15 protein-coding genes and 1 riboswitch are annotated in these 16,149 nt (G+C 29.2%); of the genes, 14 read left to right on the top strand and 1 reads right to left on the bottom strand.

The window, feature by feature from the left end; genetic code table 11:
- Positions 1-283: 283 nt before the first annotated feature.
- From P3X86_RS08700 to P3X86_RS08650, 11 genes are all read left to right on the top strand, one after another.
- Positions 284-991, top strand: a complete 708-nt coding sequence (locus tag P3X86_RS08700; protein WP_483292282.1) for a response regulator transcription factor — start codon at positions 284-286, stop codon at positions 989-991.
- Position 992: 1 nt separating this feature from the next.
- Positions 993-2,444 (top strand): HAMP domain-containing sensor histidine kinase, encoded by a 1,452-nt coding sequence (locus P3X86_RS08695; RefSeq protein ID WP_483292281.1) that lies wholly within the window; start codon positions 993-995, stop codon positions 2,442-2,444.
- 100 nt (positions 2,445-2,544) lie between these two features.
- Complete coding sequence (locus P3X86_RS08690) at positions 2,545-4,011, top strand: hypothetical protein (protein WP_483292280.1); 1,467 nt, start codon at positions 2,545-2,547, stop codon at positions 4,009-4,011.
- A 112-nt stretch (positions 4,012-4,123) separates the two neighbouring features.
- Positions 4,124-4,999 (top strand): CAP domain-containing protein, encoded by an 876-nt coding sequence (locus tag P3X86_RS08685; protein WP_483292279.1) that lies wholly within the window; start codon positions 4,124-4,126, stop codon positions 4,997-4,999.
- 299 nt (positions 5,000-5,298) lie between these two features.
- The gene (locus P3X86_RS08680; protein ID WP_483292278.1) at positions 5,299-5,964 is read left to right on the top strand and encodes a response regulator transcription factor; all 666 of its coding nucleotides are present in this window, start codon (positions 5,299-5,301) and stop codon (positions 5,962-5,964) included.
- Positions 5,961-7,385, top strand: a complete 1,425-nt coding sequence (locus P3X86_RS08675) for a HAMP domain-containing sensor histidine kinase (RefSeq protein WP_483292277.1) — start codon at positions 5,961-5,963, stop codon at positions 7,383-7,385. Before P3X86_RS08680 ends, P3X86_RS08675 begins: the two co-directional genes overlap by 4 nt.
- A gap of 52 nt (positions 7,386-7,437) precedes the next feature.
- The gene (locus P3X86_RS08670; RefSeq protein ID WP_483292276.1) at positions 7,438-7,587 is read left to right on the top strand and encodes a hypothetical protein; all 150 of its coding nucleotides are present in this window, start codon (positions 7,438-7,440) and stop codon (positions 7,585-7,587) included.
- A 283-nt stretch (positions 7,588-7,870) separates the two neighbouring features.
- Entirely contained in the window at positions 7,871-9,103 is a 1,233-nt protein-coding gene (locus tag P3X86_RS08665; RefSeq protein WP_483292275.1) for a hypothetical protein, read from the top strand.
- Positions 9,104-9,309: 206 nt separating this feature from the next.
- Positions 9,310-9,975: a response regulator transcription factor gene (locus P3X86_RS08660; RefSeq protein WP_483292274.1), complete on the top strand. Its 666-nt coding sequence runs from the start codon at positions 9,310-9,312 to the stop codon at positions 9,973-9,975.
- A gap of 225 nt (positions 9,976-10,200) precedes the next feature.
- On the top strand, positions 10,201-11,370 hold the full coding sequence (locus P3X86_RS08655; RefSeq protein WP_483292273.1) for a dicarboxylate/amino acid:cation symporter: 1,170 nt from the start codon (positions 10,201-10,203) through the stop codon (positions 11,368-11,370).
- Between the two features lie 77 nt (positions 11,371-11,447).
- Complete coding sequence (locus P3X86_RS08650; RefSeq protein ID WP_483292272.1) at positions 11,448-12,206, top strand: YdcF family protein; 759 nt, start codon at positions 11,448-11,450, stop codon at positions 12,204-12,206.
- 175 nt (positions 12,207-12,381) lie between these two features.
- Here the strand turns inward: P3X86_RS08650 and P3X86_RS08645 are convergent, their stop codons facing one another.
- The gene (locus P3X86_RS08645) at positions 12,382-12,822 is read right to left on the bottom strand and encodes a hypothetical protein (protein WP_483292271.1); all 441 of its coding nucleotides are present in this window, start codon (positions 12,820-12,822) and stop codon (positions 12,382-12,384) included.
- Positions 12,823-13,372: 550 nt separating this feature from the next.
- Here P3X86_RS08645 and P3X86_RS08640 point away from each other — a divergent pair.
- From P3X86_RS08640 to ribE, 3 genes are all read left to right on the top strand, one after another.
- Positions 13,373-14,047: a TraX family protein gene (locus P3X86_RS08640; protein WP_483292270.1), complete on the top strand. Its 675-nt coding sequence runs from the start codon at positions 13,373-13,375 to the stop codon at positions 14,045-14,047.
- Positions 14,048-14,130: 83 nt separating this feature from the next.
- A riboswitch (FMN riboswitch) is annotated at positions 14,131-14,247 on the top strand.
- Positions 14,248-14,394: 147 nt separating this feature from the next.
- The gene (gene ribD, locus P3X86_RS08635) at positions 14,395-15,489 is read left to right on the top strand and encodes a bifunctional diaminohydroxyphosphoribosylaminopyrimidine deaminase/5-amino-6-(5-phosphoribosylamino)uracil reductase RibD (RefSeq protein ID WP_483292269.1); all 1,095 of its coding nucleotides are present in this window, start codon (positions 14,395-14,397) and stop codon (positions 15,487-15,489) included.
- Positions 15,490-15,491: 2 nt separating this feature from the next.
- Positions 15,492-16,145, top strand: a complete 654-nt coding sequence (gene ribE / locus P3X86_RS08630) for a riboflavin synthase (protein WP_483292268.1) — start codon at positions 15,492-15,494, stop codon at positions 16,143-16,145.
- The last annotated feature ends 4 nt before the right edge of the window (positions 16,146-16,149 follow it).

Genomic DNA, 16,149 nt, shown 5'->3' with positions numbered 1-16,149 from the left:
AGCAGTGTTTCTACATTATTATATAATCAAGAAACACTACTCTCGCAGGGTTAATCAAATGTTATTTAATGCTTCTGCACAAAAACTTACGAACCATACTCACAAAGCGCATGACCTAAGTACTTCGCTGCTTTGCGTAAGCTTAATTTTTCGTAATAGTATTAGACTTTTAAAAAATACTAAAAAGAAAACTATAAGCATATTTTTATTTGCACATTGATAAAACTTTGCAACAATATTACTGTATAATAATAGGTGTACTATGTCTAATAGGAGGAATACAATGAAAAATATATTAGAGAATAAAAAGATTGTGATTGTAGAGGATGATATAAATATAGCTAAGTTAATTAGTAGAGTTCTAAAGAAAAAGCAAGCTTTTACATATATATTTACAAATGGAAAAGAAGCGTTGTCATTTGTAAAGAAAAGCAAAATAGATATGGTTTTGTTAGATATTATGTTACCTGATACCACAGGATTTGAAATGTGTAGTAGGATTTCTAGTATCTACAGTATACCAATAATAATGATTACAGCAAAATCACATATTTATGATAAGATAAGAGGATTAGAACAAGGAGCAGATGATTATATTACTAAGCCTTTTCACATAGCAGAGGTAGTTATAAGAATAGAAAAATTACTAAAAAGAGTACATGGTAGTAAAAAGATACATAGTTTAATGCAAATAGCTGACAATATAGTACTTTTAGAAGAAGAGCATAAGGTAAAAGTTGATAACAAACATATAAAGCTAAATCCTAAGGAATACGAACTTCTAGTTTTTCTTATCAATAACAGTAATCAAGTACTAACTAGAGAGCAAATATTAGATAAAGTATGGGGAATTGATTTTTATGGTGATATCAGAACCGTTGATGTAAATGTTCAAAGACTGAGGAAAAAGCTCAAACTGACTAAAGAGAAGTCATTGATTGAGACAGTATTTAAAATAGGATACAAAATGAACATTAGTATTGGAGATTAGTATGAGGATGTCAATAAAAACAAAGACTTTTATGTTTTATATTATAATTAGTGTTGCAGTATTTTTAAGCTTTAATGTCATAGTTACAAGTAAGCTTAAATCCAATAATAAAAAAATAGTAATTAACGATATGAAAGAACTAAAAGAAAGAACACTGAATTATATAAATGAAACAAGAGTATTTTTAAATAAAAATGTAGATTTTAAAAATAAAGATGCAGTAAAAGAGTTGCGTTTTGATCTAAGTGAGAGTTTTAATGAGCAATTGATTATATATATAAATGGAGAAACAATATCAGAATTTGCCCCACTGTATTTAAACTATGATTTTAAAGAGACCAGTTTCTTAAACAAAGATGAAAATATAGTAGCCTTTGATATAAATTACTTTAAAGATAAAGCAGTAGTTGATTTTCCAATAAAGTTAAATAAAAATAATACAGATGTAGTAATAAGGTATTTTGTTGATTATACAGATATGCTAATTACAGAAAGAAAAATACAGACTATCATATTTGTACTATCATTTGTATTTTCACTATTAATAATAATCCTATCAATGGTAAATTCAAATAATTTACTAAAAAAGGTATTTAAGATTAAAGATTTTACTAAGAACATAATAGACAATGATTTTAGTAGTGAGCTATGTATTTCATCAAAAGATGAAATGGGAGAGCTATCAGATGATTTAAATGAGATGAAAAAAAGAATAAGTGAGCAGATAGAGACTATAAAAAAAGATAGAGATGAAATAAAGAAAATAAGTAGTTACAAAAAGACGTTTTATGATAGTGTAACTCACGAACTAAAAACTCCTATTACAAATATAATGGGATATTCAGAATTATTACTGGAAGAGCTTGATGACGACTTTCATGATATTGAAGCGATTAAAATCATAAACCAAGAGAGTTATAGACTATTAAAGTTGGTCAAAAGTATATTAGATATGTCTTTTTACAATGAAGTTAATTTATATAAAAATAAAGAATTATTTGATTTGAATCAATTAGTAAATAGCATTACCTCAAAAATGAAGTTCAAGGCAAATAAATTTTCGGTTTCAATTATAAATAATATACATGAGAAGCTAATTATAAATGAAAACAAAGATGCTATTAAAGCTATATTGATAAATCTTATTGATAACAGTATAAAGTACAATAAAATGAATGGAAGCATAACTATATCTGCAACCAAAATAGACAATAGTATAGAATTATCTATAGAAGATACCGGACTTGGTATATCGAAAGAAGATCTTAATAAGATATTCAAACCATTTTATAAAGTTAAGGAAGTAGACAATTATTCTCAAAGTAGTGGCTTAGGCCTTGCAATAGTAGATAGTATTGCGAAATTAATAGGTGCTAAAATAATAGTGACAAGTGATATAGGTATCGGAACAATCATAATAATAAAAATTCCATTTGATAAAACTCTGCAATAACTACCGTATATAATTAATTTGAAATACTCATAAAACTTTAATTGTAAATCATTTATGAATATTTAACTAAGTTTTAAATTATGAAAGAGAGGTAGATAGGATGAAAAAATGGAGTAGCATTATATTAATGATGATGATTTTAATAGGAGGAATTTATGTAGCATATATACATGAATCTAAAGCAGAAACAGTTATTATTGAAAAAAAAGAAGATAAAAAACAATCAATTACAATTGAAAGTAATCCTATAGATCATTTGGATAATGATGAGATAAGATCTAGAAAAAATATAAGATACATAAAAAACCAAAGTACTATGTCTTATGGTAAATTAGATAAAGCAATAGGATGGAGAAAAGACAGATTAGTTGTTTTTGAATACAAGCTATGTGGTAGATTTGAGAGCACATTAAAATTTGAAGAATATGAGATAAAGGACAATCAACTTAAAATAGTAGATAGCTATGATTTTGAGATTAAAACAGAAAACGATTACAAAAATCAAGTGTCACATTATAGCGATACTCTAGTATTTTGTGATACAGAAATACTTACAAAATTATCGCCAGACGGCGAAAATATACTAATATCAATGGAATACCTGCAGCCAAAAGAAAAGGGCGATAAAGTAAAGGTCTTCAATAAAGGAATAAGCTATATCTATAATATAGAAAAAAGAAAACTTACAAGAATATCTGATGATGTAAGGTATGCAAAATGGTCACAAGATGGAAAAAGTGTATTCGGCGAGCAATATATTATTGTAAAAGCTGAGAAAGATAGTGATAAATATTGTAAAGATTTTGAGGCAAAGATATATAAACACAATGAATACGTTGTAAAAGACATGAAGATAAACAATATTATTAATAATAAAGAGCTTTTTGATGAGTGCTATGTTTCAAAAGATGTATATGATAATATACTAAATAACCGTGAAACTATAGAAAATTTAAAAAAAGAAGCTTTAACAAAAAGAAGAATACTATTTGAAAATTCAAGAAAAGCCAATGAATCAGGTATAGAAAAAGACAAATCAAGCTTTCAGAAGTGGATTCAGGATAGAGAAATAATTGGTATATATAAAGGTAAATATATACTTGATTCTGTTAAAGGAGCTAATAGTATAATACAAATAGATAAAAAGAGCAAAGAAAGAGATATAACCATTGATAACGAATTTATAGATTATGCTATAGTTGTTGACAATTTATTAGTTTATGGTGGTAGTTATAAAAACAGAAACGGAGTATCATTAAATACTTGTAATCTTGATACAAAAGAAAAGAAACTTTTATATAAGGGTTGTGTTACAGCATTTGCCTATTCAGAGGAGACTAATAAACTTGCATTTTATGATAATGATAAAAAAGAGTTATTTATTGGTGATTTTATAAAAGGTGAATTAACAAATATCAAATACTATTATACTGCAAAAAACAATATTTTTAATTTGTATTTTTCAAAGAATGGGAAGTTATATGCAGAATGTTCGAGTGAATATTATGATTTGATTATTGATTTAAAAACTGGTAAAAAGATATATATAGATGACAATTTCTCATAATTAACCACAATTTCACACAATCTCATTATAATTCTTACATATTGTGTGTTTATAATTACTGTATAGCAAGAAATAAAGCTATACAGTTTTTAAATTAATGGGAGGTTTTATAGTGAAAAAGATAGTATCATTAGGTTTAAGTGTTTTAATATCAGCAAGTATGTTATTACCTGCAAATGCAAGTGCATGTAATCATAAGTATATGACGAATAGTCAAAGGCCGCAGTACAAGAATACAAGGGTTTATTGTAAAAACACATATCAAAATAGAAACATAGACAAAAGTTATTTAGTAAAAAGGATAAATGGGTACATGAGCAAGGTTGAAGAAGCTCGAAAAAATGGCTGGATAAGTAAAGAAGGCTATGAAATGATAAAAAGCTTTTTAGATAAAAAACTTGCGTATCTAGAGAATATGGATAACTATACACCAAAAAAACAGAATAAACCTATACCAAAAAAAGATGAAAATGTGGAAGATAAGAAAACAGAAAACAAGGAAACAGAAAACAAGGAAACAGAAGACAAGAAAACAGAAGATAAGAAAACAGAAGATAAAAAGGATAATAAAAAGGAAGATAAAAAAGATAACATAAACCAAGGCTTAACAGCTAAAGAACAACAGATGGTTAATTTGGTTAATAAAGAAAGAAAAAATAATGGATTAAAACCATTGATTGTAGATATTAAATTGACAAAAGTAGCAAGGGTGAAATCTCAAGATATGATTGATAAAAACTATTTTGATCATACTTCGCCTACTTATGGTAGTCCGTTTGATATGATGAAAAAATTTGGTATAACCTTCATGGCTGCAGGAGAGAATATAGCAGGAAATCAATCAGTTGAAAATGCACATGTTAGATTAATGAATTCACCAGGACATCGTAGAAATATACTAGATCCAAACTATACACATATCGGTATAGGAATAAAAGATGGTGGTAAATACGGATCAATGTTCACTCAGATGTTCATTAAAAAATAATTACAATACCATTGAGATTGTGTTACAAAAACATTACAATAAATCGAATATAATTAATCTTATGTTAAAGTATTGTTTCTCCTAATTAAATACGATTAATATCGTATATAATAATTATAAATTGTGTTCATTATTTAAACTTATTTATTGTTAAGGGTTGTCTTATATAAGACAACCCTTAGGGCTGTTTCATAAATAGTTAAAATAACACAATGAGACAGTCCTTCAGCTGTTGTGAAAGCAACTATTCGTTCAAAAAGTCACTTCCTACTAATAGACAACATAAGGAGGTTATCATAATGTTTAATGTTTACTTAGTAGAAGACGAGAAAAATCTCAATGATATATTAGCATTGTATTTAAAGAATGAAGGTTATAATGTAAAGAGTTTTGTAAATGGCGAAGATGCACTTGAATGTGTTAAAGAAGATGCTCATATCTGGATACTAGATATTATGTTGCCAGATGTTGATGGGTATGAAGTATTAAAGGAAATCAAGCACTATAATAAAAATGTACCAGTGATATTTATATCTGCAAGAGATACAGATTTAGATGTTATCACAGGATTGCAAATGGGAAGTGACGATTATATTTCAAAACCATTTTTACCTATGGAGTTAGTAATACGAGTAAAAAAATTACTTGATAGAGTCTATAAAAACGGTTCAAAAAATATTATGTTAATTAATAATAGTTATAGAGTTGATTTTGACAAAAGGGTAATTTTTGAAGACGAAAAGGCGATAGAACTTACTTCAAGAGAGTTTGATTTCTTGAGTATAATGGTAAAAAATAAAAACAATGCTCTTTCAAGAGAATATCTATTAGAAAAGGTATGGGGTTTGGATTATTTTGGAAGTGACAGAGCTGTAGATGATTCAGTTAGAAGAGTAAGAAAGAAATTACCAAAACTTAGAATAGAAACTATATATGGTTATGGCTATAGGTGGTGTGAGGAATGAAAAGAGCATCACTAAATATAAAATTAATGACAGCATTTATAGGAGCGATATTATTTTTCTTAGTAGTTAGTTATGTACTCCTAATAGAATCCTTTAACAAGTATTACTACGAAGATATTTATAAAGTATTAGAAGATAACAGTGATTCAGCAAAAGTAATTACTGATATACAAGAATTTATTAACAGTAGTAATAAAGATAATAGAAGCATTGAGAGAATTTATTGGATTAAAACCAATGGAGTATTTGAAAGAAAGACAAAAGAAAGTTCAAATAATTTAACAGAAGATATTATAAAAAAAATAGAAGATAGCATAATAAAGCAAACACAATTTACAAAGAGATATAGTATAAGTGTTGAAGGGAGAAAATTATTTTATATAATTAACAAATATGAAACAAATAGTAATATGTTAGAGTCAGAAGAAGTACTAAAAGATCAAAAGGGAAATGACATAAATACACAAAATATAAATACAAACAAAAATGGTCTTTACAGAGCTACACTTAGATGGGAACCACTAGATGATTCCTTAAAAAAACAACTGTATAGACAGCTATACAAATGTCTGTTAATAGCATTTTTAGCAATGCTGATAGTATTTTTCTTCTTATCTGGTTATATAACAAGGCCATTAGTAAAACTAACAAAGTCTGTAAAGCGTATATCAAATAGAAAATTCGATAAGCCAATAGATATTGACAGAAACGATGAAATAGGATTTTTGGCAAAAACCATAGAAGATATGAGAAGAGAATTATTAGCGCATGATGAGAATCAAAAATTTAGGATGCATGCTATATCCCACGAACTAAAAACACCTACCATGATAATTCAAAGTTATATTGATGCATTAAAAAGAGGAATATTCCCAAAAGGTTCAAAGCAAGCTTCGTTAGATGTTATTGATGAAGAATGTAAAAGGCTACAAAAGCTGGTATCAAATCTTTTATATATTCAAAGACTTGATTATATTGACAGTGAGATTAAACATAGAGAAGAAATAAGTTTAAAGAAAGTAATAGAAGAAGTAAGCAAAAATATGCTAATAGAAATTATGGATATAGAAGTCAAATTAAAACTAAAAGATGTTAAAATACCTGCAGATTACAATCATATTAAAATAATAGTGGAAAATATACTAAACAATCAAATTAGATATGCAAAGTCTATAATTAAGATTTCTATAAAAAATATAAATAACAAAATAGTATTAGAATTTTATAATGATGGAGATAAACTTGTAGATAAAGAGAATATTTTTGATATATTTAAAAAGGGGACAAAGGGACAAACGGGTCTAGGACTTTATATAGTAAAAAGACTTGTGACTATAAATGGTGGTAATATAAGTGCACACAATGAAGCTATAGGAGTTACTTTTAGGATAGAATGGCAAATTGACAAAATCCACGCTTAGTGCTAAAATATACCTTAAATGGATACAAATATTTTTGTAGGGGGGATAACTTTTGGCAAAAAACACTAGAGGTAAAAACGTTAAAAGAGAAGCTGGATGGAGAGGAACATGTCCACAGTGCAAAAGAGATGGTGTAAAGTTATTATGGACTGGAGATAATGAGCAACAAGTATGTAAGATATGCGGAAACGAGATAAAGTAATCAACAAGTGTATTAAATAACGATTATAGATTAAATAATATTTTAATAAACTTTTTAACTTGAAATAACAAAATGTACAAAATTACAGGCAAAAATAAAGGTTGCCTGTAATTTTTTTGCTCTCATGACAAATAGATAGTAAAAATGACGACAATTACACATGATTGCACAAAATTGCACATGATTGTCCTTTTTTTCACATATTATAAATACAATTATTCCATAATTTACGTATATGCTTAAATTATAGTAATAAAAATACAATATCAAATGGAGGGTTTATATGAGAAAAAAAGTGTTATCAATCGGATTAAGTGTTTTATTATCAATAAGTTTATTAGCACCTAATATTTCTAAGGCAAGTGAATCAAATCCCAAAACTGATGAAACAAATAACAAAAAGTATGTAGTTACAAGAGCATACGTTCCTTTTAGTTCCAACAGAATATCTAAAACTATTAAAAAGATAACAGAGACAACAGCTGATTATATGAGAGTATATGAAGAGAAATTTCAAGAATTATACAGAAAGACATATACTAATATGCTAACAGAGCAACAGAAAATTCTTGAATACTATGAAAGTAACTTAAATATAGTAGAAGATGTATTTAAAGTAGTAGATTTTCCTATTCCAGAGATACCAGAAGTTGATGAAGAAACACCAGAGGTAGACGAAGAAACACCAGAGGTAGACGAAGAAACACCAGAAGTTGACGAAGAAACACCAGAAGTTGACGAAGAAACACCAGAAGTTGATGAAGAAACACCAGAAGTTGATGAAGAGACACCAGAAGTTGATGAAGAGACACCAGAAGTTGATGAAGAAACACCAGAAGTTGATGAAGAGACGCCAGAAGTAGACGAAGAGACTCCAGAAGTTGATGAAGAGACGCCAGAAGTTGATGAAGAGACACCAGAAGTTGATGAAGAGACTCCAGAAGTTGATGAAGAGACACCAGAAGTTGATGAAGAAACACCAGAAGTTGATGAAGAGACACCAGAAGTTGATGAAGAGACTCCAGAAGTAGACGAAGAGACTCCAGAAGTAGACGAAGAGACTCCAGAAGTAGACGAAGAGACACCAGAAGTTGATGAAGAGACACCAGAAGTTGATGAAGAGACTCCAGAAGTTGACGAAGAGACTCCAGAGGTAGACGAAGAAACACCAGAGGTAGACGAAGAAGCACCAGAAGTTGATGAAGAAACACCAGAAGTTGATGAAGAAACGCCAGAGGTAGACGAAGAAACACCAGAAGTTGATGAAGAAACGCCAGAGGTAGACGAAGAAACACCAGAGGTAGACGAAGAAACACCAGAGGTAGACGAAGAAACACCAGAAGTTGACGAAGAGACACCAGAGGTGGACGAAGAGACTCCAGAAATAGATGATACAGATGTTGAAGCTCCAACGGTAGAAGAACCAGAGGTAGAAATACCAGAAGAAATAGAAGAGGAAGTAGAAGAAAATTTGGTAGATACAATAGATACTACATTAGAAAATATTATAGAATGAACAAGTAAATACAAAATATGATAATATTTTAAGCAAATTTTAAAGTTAATTAAGAATAGTAAGCCTGTCTAGCTAATAAATTTATTCTTAATAAATATACTATTAATCTTATAAAGCAAAAGTTTTAAAGAAGGTATACAGAGCGGTATATCTTCTTTAACTGCATAAAAATAAATTATAAAATTTTAAGCAAAAGGGGGATAAATGTGAGTAATATTTATTTAGTAGAAGATGAAGAAAATTTGAATGCTATATTAGCTTTGTACCTAAAAAAAGCAGGTTACAACGTTAAAAACTTTACAAGAGGAATAGATGCAGCAAAACATATAAAAGATGATCCACATTTATGGGTATTAGATATTACTTTACCATGTATCAATGGGTATGAATTATTAAAGAAGATAAAAGAATACAATCCCAATACACCCGTTATATTTATTTCAGCAAGAGATACAGATATGGATATTATAACAGGGTTACAACTTGGATGTGATGACTATATATCTAAGCCGTTTTTGCCTATGGAATTAGTAATTAGAATAAAAAAACTTCTAGAAAGAATTTATAAACAAGAAAGAAAAAATAGTATGGTTATTAATACTTGTTACAGATTAGATTTTGATAGGAGAATGATATTTGAAGGGAATCAGCAAATAGAGCTTACTTCAAAAGAATTTGATATTTTGAAAGTAATGGTAAAAAATAAAAACATCGCTCTTTCAAGAGAGTATATATTAGAAATGGTATGGGGGTGTGGTTTTTTTGGTAGAGATAGAGTGGTAGACGATTCTGTAAGAAGAGTTAGAAAGAAGTTACCCCATTTAAGGATAGAAACAATATATGGATATGGATATAGGTGGCGTAAAGGTTAAATATAGCTTTACTAGCATAAAAAATACGAGCTTTTTAGGAGAAATAATATACTTTAGTAGTTAACAATTTTATACTAATCCATTGTTCAATAGGATTAAATAAATCAAAAAAGGTTGAATCATAAAAATATCGCCTAAGTTATTGACATACAGATAAAAACCTGTTATGATTAATCAAACAAAACACATATGTATTTCGTACGAATACATTAAAGGAGAAATTATATGAGAAAACAACCAATAATAGTAAAATTATTAATAGGAATAATAGCAGGTATACTTATAGGAATGTTATGCAAATCAATTGATGACTATAGAATAGGTCGATTGTTTGTAACATTCACAGATTTATTTGCTAACTTTTTAAGCTTCATAATTCCATGTATAATATTAGCATTTGTTGTACCAGGGATTGCAGATTTAGGTAAAAAATCTGGCAGAATGTTATTAATTACAGCAGGGATAGCGTATTTATCAACAATATGTGCTGGACTATTAGCTTACTTTGCAGGTATTTCGATATTACCAAGAATTATAAAAGCAGCTAATATTGTAGAAGGTGCTGATATACAGCTAAAACCTTTTTTCTCAATAGAAATACCTCCCGTTATGGGAATAATGACAGCACTTATTATGTCATTTATGATAGGTCTAGGATTAGCCCATATTAAAGGAAAAACACTAGCTGGAGTATTTGATGATTTTCAGCATATCATTGAACTAGTAGTAAAGAAAGCTTTGATACCTTTTGTACCAGTATATATAATTGGTATATTTGTAAAATTAACAGTTTCAGGGAAAATATTTAACACACTAAAATCATTCTCTTCAGTATTTGTGATATTAATCGCGCTACAGATATGTTATTTGTTGATTCAGTATACAGTTGTATGGTTCATCAGTAGAAAGAATCCTTTCATATCGCTAAAAAATATGTTACCAGCATATATGATGGCACTGGGAACACAATCATCAGCAGCAACTATACCTATGACGTTACAGAGTGTAAGAAATAATGATGTTTCAGAAGATGTATCAAGCTTTGTAGTACCACTATGTGCAACAATACATCTTGCTGGAGACACAATAGCGTTGGTATTGACATCAATGGGAGTAATGCTACTAAATGGGGTAGATCCAACACTAGCGGAGTTATTACCTTTCATATTTATGTTAGGAATCACGATGATAGCAGCACCAGGTATACCTGGTGGTGGTGTATATGCAGCACTTGGATTACTTCAAGACATGTTGTTATTTACAAAAGCACAACAAGGTATAATGATAGCGCTTCATGCAGCACAGGATAGTTTTGGTACAGCTACAAATATTACAGGAGATGGAGCAATAGCTATTTTAGTTGATACTATAGCTAAAAAAAGAGCAAAAAAATAATAGCAACAGTAAATTTACATGCCTTCAAAACAATGATAAAATATTAGATATAATAAATATCATTGTGGGGGTGAATAGTGAATATAAAAAAAGCTATAAGAATAATATTGATGATATTGAGCGTATTGATTTTACTTAATGGTGTATTTATATGTTTTGTTTCGAACTTTAACTTAGGAAATATTACGACGCTTTTATTGGGAATAGTGTTGTTTGCATATACAACCTTTTATAAAAAAGTCAATGAGTTAAGCAAGAATGGTGTATTAAAATGGCTTAGGTATATATGCATAATGGGAATTGTATTTATGATAGGTGTCACTACATTTATCGTAGTATATGGCAAGACAGATACAGCTGAGTTTAATGAAGATGCAGTAGTAGTTTTAGGTTGTGGAATACAAGGAGAGAAGATTTCAGGACCACTATATTTTAGGTTAATAAAAACGGTTGAATACTATAGCAAAAATAAAAGAGCTATCATAATAGTTAGTGGTGGACAAGGACCAGAGGAAGATATCACAGAAGCCGAAGCAATGAAAAAATATCTTGTCTCAAAAGGAATACCAAAAGAAAAGATATACAAAGAAGAGAAAGCAACTAGCACATATACAAATTTTAAGTATTCAAAAGCAATATTGGATGATATATTTGATAAAAACTACACCATAGCATATATAACAAATAACTATCATTCATATAGAGCAGGAAGCATAGCTAAAGAACTAGGCTTAAATGCTAGAAGGTATAATGCTAGTGTAGCATATGTTTCAATAATACCGACACATACAAGAGAATTTTTAGCAGTGTTAAAGCACTGGGTTATAGGCCGTTAATGTAACTAACATAGGATTGATGATATCAAGTAGTAGACTGTAGTGGTAGTGATAAAATTGAGTAGCAGAGCTTACTTAGAGGTAAGTGAGCAACGGAAATTTAACACGGGCGCAGAAATTGGGCTTTTGTCTACAGTCTGAAGAGAGATGTCTTATAAGACATCTCTCTATGAGTTTATCTACGTTTGCCTGATATAACGAAGCCTTCATATGCTGCGAAAGCATAAAATAATACATCAATTTTATCAAAAGTTTCTTTCAATAAATAAAGAGTGTCATCAAAACTTAGATTTTTTATAACTTCCATATAAGACATATCGAATTGTTTTGAAAATACACCTACTATAATGAATATATTACCTAATGCACAACCTAGTAACGAAAATACTACACCAACTATTCTATAAGGTAAACTAACTCCTTTTCCTAGAATATTTACAAGTGTACCAACTAATAAACCTATACCTAGAGCTAACCATCCTACTTTTACATCAAATATAAGTGCAACACCCGCCCATACTAAGGCTCCTACAATTGAACCTATAAAACCTCCGATAATAGCCTTTACAAGGCTTTCTCTAGGAGCTGAATTTTGATATAAAGCTTCATTTTCCATAATAAGACCTCCTTAAGTAAGTTAAAGCCAATTAAAAATATGATACTACATAAACTTCACCTAAAACATAGGGCTACCGAACTATATTATGTAATTATTGTTAGTAGATGTTTTGAAGTAATAAGACAAAAAAGTTAATTTAAAACAATATTTCCTAAGAGTATATATTATATCTTAATTAGTATTATATAGCAGTATCTTATTAAATAGGATCAATATAATACCTTATGACATTTTATTATAATGATTAATTTTTTTTATGACATTTATGATAAGATAGAAATAAAGTAATTGTAAAAATAAAATATAGTTATAGTATTTGTTCAAAGAATTAGGGCAGAAAACTATACCTGCTGAGTTGGACATGCTTTTTTATCCTTAGAAGATAATGCTCAGGTATTTTTGACAATAAAGACTGTTATTGCAATTTGTAAATAATAAACCAAAAGTATAATTAGCTACAACAGAGAGTATTTTTTATTAAGAAGCAATTCAAAATTTCATTAACAATAAGTTTTAATAATCAAAATGGCAAATTGAGGAGATAAAAATGAATAGTAATAGATTAAAAATGTTTGCGTGCATAATTATGTTAATAGACCATACTGCATTAATAATTAATAATGATATAGTATATAGAGTTATGAGAAGTGTGGGTAGATTATCGTTCCCTATATTTGCCTTTTTGATAGCGGAGGGTTTTTACCATACTAAAAATGCCAAAAAATATCTTGCTAGACTATTTATATTTGCATTAATTTCTCAAGTACCATTTAGTCTTTATTTTGAATCGAAAATATTAGATTTAGAAAACTTAAACATATTTACAACTCTTTTTGCAGGGCTACTATCAATATACATATATGACAAGAATAAATACATAGGAATGGTTGTAGTTATCGTATTGGCTTATATAGCAAAAATAACAGGCATGGATTATGGATATTACGGAGTGCTAATAATATTTGGGTTCTATATTTTTAGAGAAAGTAAGTTGAAAAAATCGCTTTATTTTATAGGTTTAACAATAATATACACTGTAGAATTGTGTATAGAATACAATTTTATTGGATTTGCTACAACAGCTCAAATGATTGCTATAATAAGTACAATATTGATATGTTTTTATAATGGTAAAAAGGGAAAAGCAAACTTAAAATATTTTTTCTATATGTTCTATCCAGTACATTTGTTTATTTTAACGTATGTAAGGCTATATTATTAAAGAATATATAATAAAGTCGATAAATTAACTTTAAAAAGCTACTTGACATATACTAATATGAGTGTTAGTATTTAAACAACTTAATAATTCTTCGGGGCAGGGTGTGATTCCCTACCGGCGGTATAGCCCGCGAGCTAAAATTAGCTGATCTGGTTAAATTCCAGAGCCGACAGTTATAGTCTGGATGGTAGAAGAAATAGGTGCATAGCTTTGTACCATATTAGTAATAAGTGATATTAATGTCCTGAGGCTTTTGGCTTCAGGATTTTTTTGTCTCAGATTACATATATATCATAAGCCCCTTAAAGAATTTGTCTTTAAGGGGTTTTATTTTGGAGGGGAACTTTTTGGATATAAAATATATGAAGCAAGCTTTAGAAATAAGTAAAAGAGGATATGGTTATGTTAACCCTAATCCATTAGTAGGATGTATTATAACTAAAGATAATAGAGTTATATCCTCAGGTTATCATGAGAGGTACGGAGATAAACATGCAGAGATTAATGCAATAGAAAGTGCAAAAGAAAGTATAAAAGATGCATCTATGTACGTGACATTAGAACCTTGCTCACACTATGGGAAAACACCTCCTTGTGTAGATGCAATAATAAAAGCTGGTATAAAAAGAGTCTATGTTGCTATGCTAGATCCCAATCCATTAGTAGCAGGTAAAGGCATACAAAAGCTAAAAGAAAATAACATAATGGTTGACGTGGGGATTTTGGAAGACGAAGCTCAAAAGATAAACGAGGTATACATCAAACACATATCAACGGGATCACCATTTTGTGTATTGAAATCAGCAATAAGCTTAGATGGTAAAATAGCCACACATACTGGTGACTCAAAATGGATTAGTAATCAAAAGTCAAGAAATAGAGTACATGAGCTACGCCATAACTATTCAGCGATAATGGTTGGTATCAATACTATACTTAAAGATAATCCAAGATTAAACGTAAGAATGCCACACATTAGTAAACCATCTCACCCTAAAAAAATAATAGTAGATAGTAAATTAAGAATTTCGTTAAATGCTAATGTACTAAAAAATACAGATGAGGCAGAGACAATAATTGCGACAACTAGCATAGCTGATAAAAGTAAAATTAAAGAAATAAAAAAGCTTGGAGGGCGAGTTATAGAGTGCAAATCAGTAAATGAAAGAGTAGATTTGGTAGATATGTTAGAAAAATTAGATAGAGATATAGATAGCATATTAATCGAAGGGGGAGGAGAAATTGCTTATTCATCATTGGAGGCAAAAATAATAGATAAACTGGAATTATTTATAGCTCCAAAGATAATAGGTGGAGCAAAGTCAAGAAGTTTTGTAGGTGGAGCCGGTGTAGATTTGGTTGACGATGCATTTTTCATAAGAGATATAAATATCAAAAAAATAGATGAAGATGTACATTTACAAGGATATATAAGGAGGTAATTATGTTTACAGGTATTGTAGAGGAAATAGGCATGGTAGTAGATATCACTATGAATTCAAATAGTGCACAGTTAAAAATATCAGCAGACAGGATACTTACAGATTTGAATCAAGGGGATAGTGTATGTACAAATGGAGTATGTTTAACAGTGACATCTTATGATGAAGTGAGCTTTAGTGTAGACGTAATGACAAAAACATTACAATCTTCTAACCTAAGGGATTTAAAATATGGAGATAAAGTGAATTTAGAAAGAGCACTAAAAATGGAAACAAGGTTAGGAGGACATATACTATCAGGGCATGTAGATACAACTGGTGTTATACAGTCAATAGAAAGAATAGAAAATGCACTACTAATATGCATAAAGCCAGTTAATTACAAGAAAGAGTTAGTAATAGACAAAGGATCAATAGGGATTGACGGTATAAGTCTAACAGTAGCTGAAGTTACAGAGTCAGACTTTACAGTGGCTATTATTCCACATACTTTATCTAACACAATATTAAAAGAAAAGATTAAAGGTGATACTGTAAATTTAGAATATGACATATTAGGTAAATACGTACAAAGATTCTTTAAAGTATATGAAAAAGCAGATAGTGAGCTAGGTATTAGCTATAGTTTTTTAGAACAAAATAATTTTTTGAGGTGATGAC

Source organism: Abyssisolibacter sp. ZYX002, from assembly GCF_056892235.1.
The sequence above is the reverse complement of the archived record's forward strand: the minus strand, read 5'-3'. Positions and strand labels throughout refer to the sequence as shown.

Bases quoted from the DNA above. Each gene is read 5' to 3' on its own strand.
- P3X86_RS08680 (WP_483292278.1), top strand. From the start codon at position 5,299: ATGTTTAATGTTTACTTAGTAGAAGACGAGAAAAATCTCAATGATATA.
- P3X86_RS08700 (WP_483292282.1), top strand. From the start codon at position 284: ATGAAAAATATATTAGAGAATAAAAAGATTGTGATTGTAGAGGATGAT.
- P3X86_RS08640 (WP_483292270.1), top strand. From the start codon at position 13,373: ATGAATAGTAATAGATTAAAAATGTTTGCGTGCATAATTATGTTAATA.
- P3X86_RS08690 (WP_483292280.1), top strand. From the start codon at position 2,545: ATGAAAAAATGGAGTAGCATTATATTAATGATGATGATTTTAATAGGA.
- P3X86_RS08675 (WP_483292277.1), top strand. From the start codon at position 5,961: ATGAAAAGAGCATCACTAAATATAAAATTAATGACAGCATTTATAGGA.
- P3X86_RS08645 (WP_483292271.1), bottom strand. From the start codon at position 12,822: ATGGAAAATGAAGCTTTATATCAAAATTCAGCTCCTAGAGAAAGCCTT.
- P3X86_RS08655 (WP_483292273.1), top strand. From the start codon at position 10,201: ATGAGAAAACAACCAATAATAGTAAAATTATTAATAGGAATAATAGCA.
- P3X86_RS08695 (WP_483292281.1), top strand. From the start codon at position 993: ATGAGGATGTCAATAAAAACAAAGACTTTTATGTTTTATATTATAATT.
- P3X86_RS08665 (WP_483292275.1), top strand. From the start codon at position 7,871: ATGAGAAAAAAAGTGTTATCAATCGGATTAAGTGTTTTATTATCAATA.
- ribE (WP_483292268.1), top strand. From the start codon at position 15,492: ATGTTTACAGGTATTGTAGAGGAAATAGGCATGGTAGTAGATATCACT.